The organism is Macrococcus animalis (assembly GCF_047425875.1).
GTDB lineage: Bacteria > Bacillota > Bacilli > Staphylococcales > Staphylococcaceae > Macrococcoides > Macrococcoides animalis.
The window spans coordinates 1,604,946-1,620,828 of the sequence record NZ_CP179727.1; the positions used below are offsets into that span (position 1 = coordinate 1,604,946).

The window sequence follows — 15,883 nt, forward strand, 5'->3', positions numbered from 1 at the left end:
TATTACATATTGAAATATGATTTAACCATTGGGACAATAATATTTGTTGTTGTTTTCAGTTGTTCTTGTGCTTCTTGAACTTTATCGGCAAACACAACTTGCATAATAACGACGAAACCATTCATCGCCATATGTGCTGCAATAGGTACAAGAATACGATTCGTTAATACATATAATCCACTAAATACTAAGGACATCCCCATATAAATTAACGTATGATCAAAGTCCATATGCGCACACGAAAAGATAAATCCACTAATTAGCAATGCAATAATAAACGATAACCAACGTGGTCCTTTAATACCTTCATAAAGTTCACCGAAGATTACTTTTCTAAAGACGAATTCTTCTAGGATAGGTCCAACGATTGCTATTAAAATAATAAAAATAGGCGCTTCCTTCGCAATCCCCATGATATTCTTTGTATTTTGACTTTCAACCGGTTGATTTAATAAAAAAGTGTTAATCATTCCGAAAATCATTTGCGCAAATAATGAAATAAAGAACCCACCAATAATCCATCCGATAGTTGCTAACATATCAGCTTTCGGTAAACGTTCAAGTTGCGTTTTGTTTCTAATCATTCGATTGATTAGAATAACCAATATCGATGCGACTACAAATGACCCCACATAGTAAGGAATAGACTTCAAGAATGCATCTGATTCGCTCATACCTTGTTTTAAGAAATAAGAATTTGGAATGAGGACAAACAATTGTGACCCTATGTAAATTAAGACAGTGAATATGTTGATCCAAATACGATTCATTTTAAATTTAATTCTCCTTCAAATATCAATTTCCTTTTTATTGTACATTAAATACTTACGAATAAAAACTTTATAGGTTCAAGGGAAAAAAATAAAATAATCAAAATAAAATATTTGCATTTTTGACCTTCTTTGATTATTATAAAAATAGGTTAGCACTTAAACATTGAGAGTGCTAACGGAATAATAAACAAAAATTTTTCAAGGAGGAATTTATTGTGTTAAAACCATACGGAAATCGTGTTGTAATCGAAAAAACAGAAAAAGAACAAACTACTGCAAGTGGAATCATTTTAACAGATTCTGCAAAAGAAAAGTCTAACGAAGGTACAGTCATTGCAGTTGGCACAGGCCGTATCCTTGAGAATGGTGAAAGAATTGATATCCAAGTAGCTGTAGGAGACCGTGTTGTTTATGAACCATTCGGAGGTACTGAAGTGAAAGCAGGAGAAGAGAAATATATCGTATTAAAAGAAGAAGATATTATCGCGATTATTGAAGATTAATCCTAATTAATAGATAAATATTTAAAAGAAAAATTTATAATATCAAAAATTCAAACAATGGAGGAATTAATAATGGTTAAAGAAATTAAATTTTCAGAAGATGCAAGACGCTCAATGCTTGCAGGTGTTGATAAATTAGCTGACGCTGTTAAAGTAACTTTAGGGCCAAAAGGTCGTAACGTTGTTTTAGATAAAAAGTTCGTAGCACCATTAATTACGAATGACGGTGTGACAATCGCAAAAGAAATTGAATTAGAAGATCCATACGAAAACATGGGTGCAAAATTAGTAGCAGAAGTAGCAAATAAAACAAATGAAATTGCTGGTGACGGTACGACAACTGCTACAGTACTTGCTCAAGCGATGATTCAAGAAGGTTTAAAGAACGTAACAAGTGGGGCGAACCCAGTAGGTATCCGTCAAGGGATTGATAAAGCTGTTACTGTTGCACTTTATGAGTTAGCTGCTATTTCTAAAGAAGTAAGCAGCAAAGAAGAAATTGCACAAGTTGGAGCAATCTCAGCAGCAGATGAAGAAATTGGTCAATTTATTTCTGAAGCGATGGAGAAAGTAGGTAACGATGGTGTTATCACAATTGAAGAATCTAAAGGATTCAAAACTGAATTAGAAGTAGTTGAAGGTATGCAATTTGACCGTGGATATGCGTCACCTTATATGGTCACTGATTCAGATAAGATGATTGCTGATTTAGAGAATCCGTACATTTTAATCACAGATAAAAAGATTTCATCATTCCAAGAAGTCTTACCTTTATTAGAGCAAATCGTTCAAACATCACGTCCAATCTTAATCGTTGCTGAAGACGTTGATGGTGATGCATTAACTAATATTGTATTAAATAGATTACGTGGAACATTTACTGCAGTTGCTGTTAAAGCGCCTGGATTTGGTGACCGTCGTAAAGCGATGTTAGAAGATTTAGCTATTCTTACAGGTGGTCAAGTGATTACTGACGACTTAGGATTAGACTTAAAAGAAGCAACAGTAGATATGCTCGGTAATGCAGCGAGAGTACATGTAACAAAAGACGACACAACAATCGTTGAAGGACGTGGCGATGTTTCAAATATTGACGCGCGTGTTGGACAAATTAAAGCGCAAATTGAAGAAACAACATCTGAATTCGATAAAGAAAAATTACAAGAACGTTTAGCGAAATTAGCAGGTGGGGTGGCAGTGATTAAAGTAGGTGCTGCGACTGAAACTGAATTAAAAGAACGTAAGTTACGTATTGAAGATGCATTAAACTCTACACGTGCAGCAGTTGAAGAAGGAATTGTAGCAGGTGGAGGAACAGCATTGGTATCAATTTATAATAAAGTAGCAGCGATTGAAGCAACAGGCGACGTTGCGACTGGTATTAAGATTGTATTAAAAGCATTAGAAGCACCAATTCGTCAAATTGCGATTAATGCTGGACTTGAAGGATCAGTGATTGTTGAGAAGATTAAACATGCAGACACTGGTATTGGATACAATGCAGCAACTGATGAGTGGGTTAACATGATTGAAGCGGGTATCGTGGATCCTACGAAAGTTACGAGATCAGCGTTACAAAATGCAGCGTCAGTAGCAGCGATGTTCTTAACAACTGAAGCGGTTGTAGCAGAAATGCCTGAAGACACGCCAGCTATGCCAGACATGGGTGGCATGGGCGGAATGCCAGGAATGATGTAGTTTAATTAAGATTTAAAAAGATTCCGGATACTTCGAGTATCCGGAATCTTTTTGCATTTTACCTCTAAAATCTATCAAACGATACCGTATACATCAAACATCCATATCATATTTAACGCTGTTTTAAAATAAAATTACATCGCAAATAAATATTCTATTTCAAGTAAATCAAATATATAATTTGTAATATACAAGAAAAAATTAAAACAGCTTGAGGAGGCACCTATGAAGATTAAGGTTGTATTTGCATCTTTTATAAGTATCATTTTGTTTGGAATACTTTTATTATTATCTTTACCCTATGTAAAAGGTGAGAAAAATTTTATACGTAGTGAGGAAACATCTGTTGCAGCAAAGTCTGACGAAAAAGAGGCACCGAAGAAGGAAGAACTGACTGCAGCGAGTCTCGAACGTGCGATTAAGAAACAAGACTTATATGCAATTGATGCAAAATATATTGTGTTGCATGATGAATTTAAGGCGTTGTATCCGGATAACTTACAAGCAACAATTAAAAATAATACAAATAAAGATATTAAAGACGTCCAATATGGATTTGTTGCATGGGATAAAAATGGATTACCTATAAAAATAAAAGGTAATATAGATTTTGGAAAGAGTTACTTTAGAGGAGTAAATGCAGATGCTGCAAATATAAAAGCGTATGGTACATTCGGTGAAGATAAAGGTTACCGTATCGACAGTACAATTGGCGTGCATACCTTTAAACCGTTTGTAGTCAGTTATGTGGATTTTGAAGGTAAGAAATGGACGAATCCAAAATATAAAGATTTCTTGAAAGTATATGAAGGTAAACGTTTGAAAGATATAAAAGGTGCGAAGAAATTCATATTTTTTAAAGATAAAAAATCAACATTAGAAGAAACAAATAAAGTAAAAACAGATGTGGCAAATCATATCGATCCTAATCAATATGATGAAATTAGTAAGAACATTAAAGCGAAAAGTGAGATTTCAAGCGAAGCATTAGAAGAGTATATTGCATATCTTCAAATTATGGGCTTTTTTGCCTATTTAGAATATTATGAAATGGAAAATGATATCGATATTTATAGCTATTATGATTTGTCAGAGGATCATATTAATCTTTATACGGAAGATGACTTTACAGATTATGAAGATGCGATAGACGAATCGGAATATGATTACAGTGATGATAGTTATGAAACTGATTCTGAGCCTATTGAAGAGAACTATGAAGAAAGTGAAGATGAATTTATAGAAGAAGAAACAATTGAAGAAGACACAAAAGATTATTACGAAGAGGAATCAGAAGAAAGCTATGATGATAGCTATGACGAAGAGAATTCAGAAGAATCATATGATGAAACAGAATTTACGGAAGATGAATATATAGAAGAAGAAAACGAGTTTTCTGATGATGCATACGAAGCTACAGAAGATGATGAGTATGTAGAAGAGGAGTTTTAATGATGTAAGGACGGCTAATTCAATTTAGAATTAGTCGTTTTTTAATGAGGAAAGATATGTTGTTTCATAGATTTATACTAAAAAGTTTAAAGTTGAAGTGAAGCTTTTATATAATATAATCAGGAGTTTAAAGTTGAAGTAAAACATTTGATGGATAAAAATAATGAGGTGAAATGATGCATTGGACTGAATTCTTTAAGTCACATATCATCGAACGTGGGCAAGATTATTTTGATATGGATGTTGTGGAAATAAGATACATTGATAGTGATTCAATTGATACAACAGTTTATGGTAATGAAGCATATGACGTTGAGATTAATGATATTGGTACAGATGATATGACAATGATGTGTGATTGTCCGCATGCGATGGATCATAATTATTGTAAACATATGGCGGCAACAATGATCATGTTTGAAGATCTGAATAGTGAAGTGCCTGCAAAGCGCGCTAAAAAGTCTAAAAATAAGTCATCACTCGAACCTACATTAATTGACGAAGATTTATTACTCAGAGCAGTCGTTGATCAAGATGAAGTTGATATTCGCTCGTGGGTTTATGAAATATGCATGAATGATATTAAATTGTATAATAAATTCCTTAAAGATATGGACATTGCACGTGTAGCAAGAGAAGCAGAACGTATGAAACCGAAGTTACTAGAAAACTATAAAAAAGATATTAATCAGATGTATAAGTCAGCAGCAAGACAAGAATTTATTGATTATCGTACTGCGATGGAATTGTTTAGAGAAATCATAGCGTATATTGAAGAAGAATTACCAAAGCTTGTACAATTTCCTGTTCGGGCAGTTAAACTCATTAACCATGCATTGATGCAGTTTGAACAATACTCGGTGGATGACTCTGCTGGTGGATTTTCAGAGTTAATTTATTATGCCAATGAGGCAGTGAAAGAGATTATATTGAATGCGGATATGAAGGAAAAGATAGAAATTTTCAAGCTGTATAAAGCGCTAACTTTAATACCGACTGACGTTGTTACAGATGTATTTGAGGATATTATCTATGATAACTTTAAAGAAGAACCGTTTTTAACGCATAAAGCTGAAAAGTTGCATCAGATGTTAAAGCAATCAGATATCAGAGAATATATGATAGAAATGAATTTGAAGCGACTGATTGAAGTATTGCAATTACAAAGCGTATCAAATAAAGAAATGATGCTGCAACTAAACCCTTATAAAGATTACAATCCGGTCATTGAATATATGATTGAACAAGCATTAGCACATAAACAGTATGAGCATGCGATTGAACTCATTCAGCAAGGTAGAAAGTCAAAATATCCAGGTGTTAAACATCAATATAGTTGGAAACTGTTAGAAGTATATGATGAGATAAAGCATCCTGATTATCTATATTTCCTTTTTGAATATCTTACGAAAGAGCAACCGAAGAATTATTTAGCGTATAAACAGTTAAAACATAGTTATCTTAAAGATGAATGGGAACAAATAAGAGAATATGTATTTAGAAAGCTAGATCATGATACGTTACCGATATATTTAGTGGAAGAAAAACTGTATGATCGATTATTAGAAGGTTTTGAGAATGGTAAATTTTATTTTTCATGGTTTTTAAGTGAAAAAGATACATTGTTTTATCATGATTTGAAGAGAAGTTTAAGAATGTATGAACGTTTCCTAAACAAAATCGCTGCAGATGCGAGTGATAGGAAGTGTTATAGAGAGTTGATGGGTTATTTGAAAGAGATTAAGGAAATGCAAGGCGATGAAGAAATTGCAGAGCGACTGGAAAGACAGTGGCGATTACTGTATAAGAATCGACCGGCAATGATGGATGAGTTGAATAAGGTGATGGGGAAGAGATAAGCCAACCTGCGGGTTGGTTTTTCTTATTTCAAAGTGCAACATGAATTGAATTGTAGTTATAAAAGTAAATAATTATATACATAATAATATCTTTAATTTAGAATTTAATATAAAAGGTAATTTAATTAACTAATTAGAAAGTAGTGACTTTAAAAATGGGGAAAGAATTGAATCAAGCACTTTTTAGTGCTGCAGATAATTTAAGAAGTAAGATGGACGCATCAGAATATAAAAACTATTTATTAGGATTAATCTTCTATAAATATTTATCAGATAGATTGTTAGAAAAAATTGTTGAACTAAACTATGAAGATTTAGCAGTTTATAATACGAAAGAAAAGCAAACAGAGTTATATCAATCATTGCTTGATGATCCAGAAACTAAGGATTATTTAAAAAGTACATTAATCGATTCATTAGGGTATGAAATTGAACCTGAATTTCTATTTAACACGTTAACGGATAAAGCAAAACAGAATGTATTTCAAATTGATGATTTGAAAAAAGCATTTGTACAATTATCAAGTTCATATATTCAATTTAATGGTCTATTTGATGATGTAGATTTAAATTCAAATAAGTTAGGATCAAATCCTCAGCAACGCAATATTACAATTACAGAAGTGATTAAAAAATTAAACGACATTGATTTACTTGGTCATGAAGGCGACGTTATTGGGGATGCTTATGAGTTTCTTATAAGCCAATTTGCATCTGAAGCGGGTAAGAAAGCAGGAGAATTCTATACACCACATATGGTTTCAGATATGATGGCGCAAATCGTTACAATTGGGCAGAAAGATAAAAATATATTCTCAGTATTCGATCCAACAATGGGGTCAGGCTCATTGATGCTAAATGTTAAAAACTACTTAGATGAAAAAACACTCATTAAATATCACGGACAAGAACTGAATACTACAACGTATAACTTAGCGAAGATGAACCTTATCTTACATAATGTAGATGCTGAAGATATGAGACTTAGAAACGGCGATACTTTAGATCGTGACTGGCCGACAGATGAACCATACACATTCGATAGTGTTGTTATGAACCCTCCGTATTCTGCAAAATGGTCATCTGATAAATCATTCTTAGATGATTCAAGATTTAATCGTTATGGACGATTAGCACCAAAGACAAAAGCGGACTTTGCTTTTCTATTACATGGATTCTATCACTTAAAAGAAACTGGAACGATGGCAATTGTATTACCACATGGCGTCTTATTTAGAGGTGCTGCTGAAGGTGAAATCCGTAAGAAGTTATTAGAAGATGGATCAATTGAAGCAATCATTGGTCTTCCAGCTAACTTGTTCTTTGGTACAGGAATTCCGACAACGGTTATTATTCTTAAGAAAAATAGAACAAATCGTGATGTTTACTTTATTGATGCGAGTCAGGAATTCGAGAAGAAGAAAGCGCAGAATTTCTTGTCGAAAGAAAGTGTAACTAAAATTGTAGAAGCATATCAAAACAAAGAAAATATTGATAAATTTGCATATTTAGCATCATTTGATGAAATTAAAGAAAATGATTATAACCTGAATATACCAAGGTATGTAGATACGTTTGAAGAAGAAGAACCAGTAGATATGGTAGCTGTCGCGAAAGAGATTAAAGAGATTAGAGCGGAAAGAAAAGATTTAGAGAAAAGTATATTTGAATCTATTCAGCAGCTAACTGCGACGAATGAAGAGGATCAAGCGTGGTTAGATGCAGCACTCGAGGTGTTTAAAAATGAGTAACGTACCTGACATAAGATTTAAAGGATTTACTGACGCTTGGGAACAGCGTGAGTTGGGGGATATAGTTGACATATATGATGGTACACATCAGACACCTAAATATACTGAAAACGGAATAAAATTTCTTTCAGTGGAAAATATTTCTGACTTTAATACAAATAAATATATTAGTGAAGAAGACTTCAATAAAGAATTTAAAGTCTATCCAGAGAGAGACGATATATTAATGACTAGGATTGGTAGTGTTGGATTAACTAATGTTATTTCCACTGATGAATTATATGCTTACTATGTAAGTTTAGCTCTATTGAAGAATAATCGTAATAATAGTCCTCATTTTATTAATTTTCTAATGCAATCAAATGAAGTTCAAAATGAAATTTGGAAAAGAACATTACATATTGCCTTTCCAAAAAAAATTAATAAGAATGAAATAGGAAAAGTTAAACTTTTTATAACAAATTATGATGAACAACTAAAAATTGGAAAGTTATTCGAAGAATTAAATGAAACTATCACCCTTCTTCAGCGTGAGTTAGATTTACTAAAAATAAAAAAAAATTCATACGTACAGATGTTATTTCCTAGAGTTGATAATAATAATCCTTATATTCGTTTGAATGAATATGAAGATGACTGGTATTCTGTAAAATTAGAATCTATATCAAGTAGAGTTACTCGAAAAAATAAAAATCTAGAGTCAAAAACTCCATTAACTATATCAGCATTACACGGATTAGTTGACCAAACAGAGTATTTTAGCAAACAAATTGCAAGTATAAAATTAGAAAATTATTTATTGATTAAAAATGGTGAATTTGCATACAATAAAAGTTATTCTAATGGCTATCCATATGGAACAGTAAAAAGACTAGATAATTATGAAAAAGGGGTTTTATCGAGTTTGTATATAATTTTTGAATTAATAAAAGATATTGATTCAAATTTTATTAAGTATTATTTTGAAACAGATTTATGGCATAAAGATGTTCAAAAAAAATCTGCAGAAGGTGCTAGAAATCATGGTTTACTTAATATTACGGCTAAAGATTTTTTATCAATAAATATTAAAGTTCCAAAGGATATACATGAACAAATAAAAATTGGACAATTTTTCACTGACTTAGATAGAGATATTAATAATATAAAGAGAGAAATCAATGTTTACCAACAAATAAAAAAAGCATTTCTTCAAAAACTATTTCCGAAAGGAGAATAATGCATGGATTTTTTGGCATTCGAAGATGAGTTAGAGATTGAACGTGAACTCATAAAGGTTATGGGTGAGGGTTACAATCAGTGGACTTTTCGTGAAGATTTAAAGTCTGAAGGTGATTTATGGAAGAACCTTCGTCAAAAGATTTCACAGAATAATGTTTCTGAGATAGGTGATTATCCATTAACGGATAATGAGTTTGAAAAGATTAAAACAGAATTACTGAATAATACCCAAACACCTTTCGATGCTGCTAAGTGGTTGAAGGGTGAGAATGGTATTGCACGTATTACGATTGATCGTGATGATATTTCTCTAGGCGAAGTTTCATTAGTTTTATATTCAAACCTTGATATCGGTGGCGGTATTTCAAGTTATGAAATTGTTCACCAAATTGCGACACAGAGTTCTGAAGATGGTGGAAGAAACCGTCGTTTTGATGTGACATTACTGATTAATGGTCTACCTATTGTACAAATTGAATTAAAGAAATCTAATGCGAAAGACGGTATCTATCAAGCTTTTAATCAAATTAAGAAATATGCTGAAGAGGGTATATTTAGAAATAATATATATTCAACTCTGCAGTTATTTGTAGTTTCTAACTTACAAACAACGAGATACTTTGCAAATTCACTACCTCAGTTTATGGATAAGAAATTCTTATTCTCATGGAGAACTAAGAATAACCAAAAGATTGAGAATCTATATGAGTTTTGTAAGCAATCTTTAAATATTCCTGATGCGCATCGTTTAATAGCTGACTACACTATTGTAAGTGAAGACCAAGATAACAAAGTACTTATGGTACTTCACCCTTATCAAATACATGCGATTGAAGCTTTAGTAGAGTCTACAAGTAAACATGAATCGGGACATATTTGGCATGCAACTGGTTCAGGAAAGACGTTAACATCTTTTGTAGCAACGAAGTTGCTAGCGAAACGTCCTGGCGTAGATAGAACAATTATGTTAATAGACCGTAAAGATTTAGATAGTCAGACGACTACAGAATTTACTAAATTTGCATCAGAGTTTAATACTGGTATAGCAAGTGGCGAAGGGAAATCTAATAGTTTAATTGTCGGTACAGGAGACACGAGAGCTTTGACTAATGAATTATTGTCAGATGCAAACTCAAATGTGGTTATTGTAACAACAAGACAGAAATTAGATTCAGCGCTTAAAAGAGCTGAAAAGATTGAACAAGATAGAGGAACTTCTAGATTCAAAAAGTTAATGGGGCAACATGTTGTGTTTATTGTAGATGAATGTCATAGGGCTGTTTCTTCAGAAAATATGGAGCATGTAAAAAAATTCTTTCCAAACTCAACTTGGTTTGGCTTTACTGGTACACCTATTTTTGAAGTAAATAAAAAACAAGCCAATGGTAAATTAGCGCGTACTACTTTTGATCAATATGGACCAGTACTACATTCATATACAATCAAAAATGCCTTAGAGGATGGTTCAGTACTAGGATTTCAAGTAGAACATGAGAATACGATTGTAAAGAATACCCTCTATAATCGTATATACGATACTTTAAATATGCCTGATAGTAATTTAGCAGGTAATACTGATAAAATTAATGACACAATTGATAAAATGTCAGGTGTAGAAAAAGAAACTTATCTAGATGCATCTGTATATGAATCTCAAGATCATATTGATGCGGTCATTGAAAAAATATTTAGACCTGATAATGCGTATACAAAATTTGATTTTAGGAATGGTAAACCTACAAAATCTGCGATTTTGACAACTTCCTCAATCAGCATGGCCAAAAGATATTATAAAGCTATTAAAGAAATGAAAAGCGATGAAAACTGGATTGATAATAAATATAAAAAACATCCTTTAAGAAAAGGAAGAACAATTGAAGATAGTGATTTCCCTAGAATAGCAATAACTTATTCTTTAGATGAAAATGCTGATAACGCTAATGAGAGTCAGAAAGAGATGCAGGAAATTATTAATGATTACAATGAATATTATGATACTTCGTGGAATTTAGACGGTATCGAAAGATATAATGGTGACATTAATAACCGATTAGCAAGAAAAAAAGCTGAGTTCAAAGAATTTGGGAAACAGATTGATTTAGTTATTGTAGTCGATAGATTATTAACTGGCTTTGATGCACCCATAATGCAGACTTTATTTGTTGATAGAAACCTTGAATATGCTGGACTGATTCAAGCATTCTCACGTACTAACAGAACGTATAAAGGTAAAGATAAAGGCTTAATAGTGACATTTAGAAAGCCTCATACAATGGAGCAAAATGTAGAAAATGCAACTATTCTATATTCAAATGAAGATAATGCTTCAAACTTAATTTATCCAACATACAAAGAATCAAAAAAGAGTTTTGATACGAATTATAAAGGTTTTAGTAATGTATTAGAAAACAATAGTACTATCGATGAAAATACAAATACAGATATTCAAATAGAATATGTAAAAGCATATCAAAAGACGCTAAAATCCTTTGAAGCATTAATAACTTATGATGAATTTAATGATGATATTGAAACAAAAAAAGCATTAAAAGAAAAAATGGAAGTCATTGAAAATCATCGAGGTAATTATGAAAATATAAAAGCAATACTTAAAGCTGAAAATGGTGACCCAGGTAAGTTTGATGTAAGTGATATTGAGTTTTTCTCAGATGATAGTAATAAAACATACAACATCGATACTGCTTATATTGATCAATTATTAGGTAATTATAGAGCGAATAATAAGGGTGTACGTGAAGAACTTGAAAGTGCATTGAAGAAATTAAATAAACCTGAAAGAGTGCGCTTTGTTTATCAAAATATATTAGACCAAATTGATAGTCATCCTGAAGAGCAATATAATGATATCTTTAGTTTGAAGAGAAAACACTTTACTGAGACTAAAAATCAAATTATAAATGACTTTGCAAGTGAATGGAAAGTAGGAGAATACGAGTTACATACATCTGCAATGCAGTATGTTGCAGAATCTAACGAAATTCCTTATCTGACTTCAATTATGAAAAAGGCTGATTTTATGGAATACAAAAAAGAAAATAGTAATACAAATCCATTCAAGTATAAGCAACAAATGAAAAAAAGTTGGTATGATGTTTTAAACCAAGATATTATACCTTTAGATAAAGAATTAAGATAAAAAAATGGAGATTGGATTTTAATATCTAATCTCCATTTATATTTTTCAATCAACGTGAGTAAATATTTATTAACTAAGGCTAGAAATTGACCTCATAATTAAATCGACATCTTGATTTTCGAGTTCTTGAATGACATGCAAATAAGTTTTCTGTGTTGTGGTCATGCTAGCATGACCAAGTCTTCTTGCAACACTTGCAATGGACACACCAGCAAACAATAGTAGAGATGCGTGAGTGTGACGCAAACCATGTACTGAAATTTCGGGGATATTTGATTTCCTACATAGGTGAGCAAGCCTACTATTGACGGTTGAATTATATATTTTATCTTTACCTTTAACGAAAATTGGCTCATCTTCAGGTAAATGCTTAACAAGTTCAGAGAACTGAATAACTGTTTGCCAATCTAATTTGACCTTTCTGACCGAAGACTCATTTTTTGTAGGGAGAAAGCCACCCGTATCTTTGTAATCCCAGGTCTTGTTGATATTTAAAGTTTGATGTGGGAAATCGAAGTCATTAGGTGTCAGTGCTAAAGCCTCTGAGAACCTTATACCTGTCTTAGCTACAAGTAAAATAAACCAATCCCAATTGATTTCACTACCAAGTTTTAAATGAGTAAGCATCGTATGAAGCTCGAATTGATTTAAATATTTTGTTTTCTTTGTTCTAGGCGTTTTACCTTTAATAATTGCTTTACGAGTAGGATCTCTTTCAATATAACCTTCATCAACTGCATCGAGAATAGCTCCCTTTAATTGATGGTGGAAATCCATTGTCGTTTGTTTTTCGTGCTCTTCAGCATAATCATTCAGTAGTTGCTGATAAGTTATGCGTGAAAGATCACATAACTTAAGTTTAGGTGCAAGTTTTAATAACCATTGATGAGTCATTAAGTATTTAGACATAGTTACTCTTCGAATCGCACTTTCTTTATATATTGTAATCCAACGTTTGTAGTAAATATGGAAAAGTTCATCCCTTTTTATCTCTTCCAACATTAAAATATACCTCCTTTTTTGTTCATTTTTACTCACGCTGAAGAAGGGTATTAGCACTCTATCTTTCTATAATTCATTTGGAAATAGTTTTTGTAAAAATCCCTTTTTTATTTCTTTATTTAATTCTAGCTCTTTCTGAAGAAGAGTGATTGTATTATCAATTTCATTCAATAATTCTCCGATTTCTATTTGTTCTTTTTTTTCTGGGTACTTTATTATGCGAGAATCCATGTTTTCTTTTGTAATATGTATCATAGTTGATCCATTTGTATTATTAAGTATTTTGTTTTTATCATATTTCATCCATGAGTAAAGATAATTTTTATCAATCTCACTACTAAAAATATCAACTTTCCAAATATGATAATGATATATTACTTTTTCTTCTTGCCATATTTCAGGACCAAAAGTTGTTGCCCATAAATAAACTAAATCACCTTTATCGATGTATTTATCATGATTTAGTTCCAGATTAGAATAGTACCATTGATTATTGGTATTAAAATTTCCAACTCTTAGAACTCTATATTTACCATCTTCTAACAATTCATTTTGTTTAAACGCCTTACCATTTATGAATTTAATAAGTTCTTTTAACTCACGCTGTTCCCAATCCTTATCAAAGTCTCTAAATCTAATTTTAGGAATCATACTTTGATCTGATGGAAATAATTTTTGTAATAAACCTTTTTTTACTTCATTAAGACTATCAATTTTTCGCTGAAGAAGGGTGATAGTTTTATCTAGATTTTCAAAGTACAGCCCAATTAAATTTTGTTCCTCAATACTAGGTAAATTCAACTTCATTTTTCTCATTACTTTCCCTGAAACTTCTATAAAAGTGGATCCAGCACCGTTCTTTTCTCCATAATTTTTTAGCCTCTCTTTTAATGAAAATATGAAATAAGTATTTAATACCTTATGATTTGGAACAATGGATTGAAATCCTTGATTTGTGCATGACGGAACAGATAGTATTGCCATATTCCCAATACCAGCTCTAGATGTAAATAGTATTGATCCTTTTGGTAAAAGTCTTGCTGAACTCTTTTTCATTCCGAGTGGTGTTATCTTTTTTTGACTTTCATTAACATATATTTCATTTCCTATTTCTACTGGAGAAAACCAATTTATATCCCCATCCCAAAATTCATTATTAGAGGTACTAGGTGTGCCACCTCCAATGATTTCTGCAACTTCGCCTAACTCACGCTGTTCCCAAGGGTGAGTATTTTTTCACTAATATATCATGATTTTTTATAATTTTGGCATGTTAATAGTATAAATATGTTAAAATTATGTTAATATTTACAATTGTATTACATATGTATAGCACATATTTACTGGAGGTCTTATGAAACTAAATGAATTTAGCATTGTAGACGGTAGCTTCGTCTCTGAGATTATTGGACAACAGCGTTTCGGTTACGGTCATAACGAGTTTTCTGATATTGAAGATGCGAAAGAGATTTTTGATTTAGAGGGTTATTACAAAGGAATGATCATTCGTTTTTATGAATATGTGACGGGTGAGGTTTACGAGCCTTTTGTATTAACGAGAAATATTAGTTATAGTGATGTGTTGTATCATGATGGTTTATTTTATTTCTTTCAAGCTGATTTTAGCGAAAGTGTTGTGCGTTTAATCGAATATTATCCGGACCGATTGACTAAAGTCGTAACAACTTTAAAAATGGGTGATATTGAGTTAAAGCGCTTAATGTTGATTGGTGGCAATAGAGTAAACGTCGTTCAACATGGTGATACGTTCATTAGTTATTATCCGAATCAATTTGAATTAAATTTAGGTGACGATGATACAGTTGTGATGATAGATGAAGATAAGGTGTATATCAATCGATGGATTGAAGAAGAGAATGAATTGGAAGATGGTAGTATAGATTACAATTAGCATAACAAATTATTAATCAAGCACTTAAACGGGGAACTGTTGAGTGAAGAAATAGCTAGGTTACAGCAAAATAAAGATGGTTCATGGTGGATAAGTTAATGTTAATTTGTGTGAGGATAGATGTTGAACTTTATAATTTAATGATAATGGATACTGATTTAAAAATAGTGAGTCATGGTAAAGATTTTGTTTGTTATTACCCAGAATCATATATGATTCCACTTGAAAGTAGAGAAAGTGTAATTAGCATTGATGAGGATAAAGTTTATATCAATAAATGGGTTGAAGAAGGCTATGATAAAGATAGTAATAGCTTTACAAATCAATATCATTATCATGAGAAATTAATCATTAAAGATTTCTCGGGTAATATTTTAAGTGAAAAGATTGGTTATTTAAATTCATATTTAGATGACGAATTGTGGTTAAGTTAAGCAGAGCATGTGCACTGCTTTTTTATTTAGTAATTTAAATTCAAAAATATAATTCATTTATCATTTATTGACAATTCGCTACTATTATATCTATTATGTAATTAATGGTATTAAATAGAAT

The 15,883-nt window shown here is 31.7% G+C and carries 12 protein-coding genes; 9 read left to right on the forward strand and 3 right to left on the reverse strand.

Annotated features, from left to right (window positions below):
- Positions 1-2: 2 nt before the first annotated feature.
- Positions 3-770: an intramembrane glutamic endopeptidase MroQ gene (gene mroQ / locus ACMGE9_RS08385; protein WP_414042346.1), complete on the reverse strand. Its 768-nt coding sequence runs from the start codon at positions 768-770 to the stop codon at positions 3-5.
- A 218-nt stretch (positions 771-988) separates the two neighbouring features.
- Here mroQ and groES point away from each other — a divergent pair, with 218 nt between their 5' ends.
- The 7 genes from groES (at position 989) to ACMGE9_RS08420 (ending at position 12,414) form a co-directional block, all read left to right on the forward strand.
- Entirely contained in the window at positions 989-1,276 is a 288-nt protein-coding gene (gene groES, locus ACMGE9_RS08390; protein WP_414042347.1) for a co-chaperone GroES, read from the forward strand.
- A gap of 72 nt (positions 1,277-1,348) precedes the next feature.
- Positions 1,349-2,974 carry a chaperonin GroEL gene (gene groL, locus ACMGE9_RS08395; protein ID WP_414042348.1) on the forward strand — a complete coding sequence of 542 codons (1,626 nt, stop codon included), beginning with the start codon at positions 1,349-1,351 and terminating at the stop codon, positions 2,972-2,974.
- A 225-nt stretch (positions 2,975-3,199) separates the two neighbouring features.
- A complete protein-coding gene (locus tag ACMGE9_RS08400; RefSeq protein WP_414042349.1) occupies positions 3,200-4,426 on the forward strand; it encodes a DUF5780 domain-containing protein in 1,227 nt (408 codons plus the stop codon).
- A 173-nt stretch (positions 4,427-4,599) separates the two neighbouring features.
- Entirely contained in the window at positions 4,600-6,285 is a 1,686-nt protein-coding gene (locus ACMGE9_RS08405) for an SWIM zinc finger family protein (RefSeq protein WP_414042350.1), read from the forward strand.
- 155 nt (positions 6,286-6,440) lie between these two features.
- Positions 6,441-8,036: a type I restriction-modification system subunit M gene (locus ACMGE9_RS08410; protein WP_414042351.1), complete on the forward strand. Its 1,596-nt coding sequence runs from the start codon at positions 6,441-6,443 to the stop codon at positions 8,034-8,036.
- Positions 8,029-9,255, forward strand: coding sequence for a restriction endonuclease subunit S (locus tag ACMGE9_RS08415; protein ID WP_414042352.1), 1,227 nt, complete (start codon positions 8,029-8,031; stop codon positions 9,253-9,255). Before ACMGE9_RS08410 ends, ACMGE9_RS08415 begins: the two co-directional genes overlap by 8 nt.
- A 3-nt stretch (positions 9,256-9,258) precedes the next feature.
- Positions 9,259-12,414 (forward strand): type I restriction endonuclease subunit R, encoded by a 3,156-nt coding sequence (locus ACMGE9_RS08420; RefSeq protein ID WP_414042353.1) that lies wholly within the window; start codon positions 9,259-9,261, stop codon positions 12,412-12,414.
- Between the two features lie 69 nt (positions 12,415-12,483).
- On the opposite strand, the gene ACMGE9_RS08425 is transcribed toward ACMGE9_RS08420, so the two are convergent.
- Entirely contained in the window at positions 12,484-13,416 is a 933-nt protein-coding gene (locus ACMGE9_RS08425; protein WP_414042354.1) for a site-specific integrase, read from the reverse strand.
- Positions 13,417-13,482: 66 nt separating this feature from the next.
- Complete coding sequence (locus tag ACMGE9_RS08430) at positions 13,483-14,604, reverse strand: restriction endonuclease subunit S (RefSeq protein WP_414044480.1); 1,122 nt, start codon at positions 14,602-14,604, stop codon at positions 13,483-13,485.
- A 166-nt stretch (positions 14,605-14,770) separates the two neighbouring features.
- Between ACMGE9_RS08430 and ACMGE9_RS08435 the strand changes: the two genes are divergently transcribed.
- On the forward strand, positions 14,771-15,328 hold the full coding sequence (locus ACMGE9_RS08435; RefSeq protein WP_414042355.1) for a hypothetical protein: 558 nt from the start codon (positions 14,771-14,773) through the stop codon (positions 15,326-15,328).
- Between the two features lie 98 nt (positions 15,329-15,426).
- Complete coding sequence (locus tag ACMGE9_RS08440; RefSeq protein ID WP_414042356.1) at positions 15,427-15,762, forward strand: hypothetical protein; 336 nt, start codon at positions 15,427-15,429, stop codon at positions 15,760-15,762.
- The last annotated feature ends 121 nt before the right edge of the window (positions 15,763-15,883 follow it).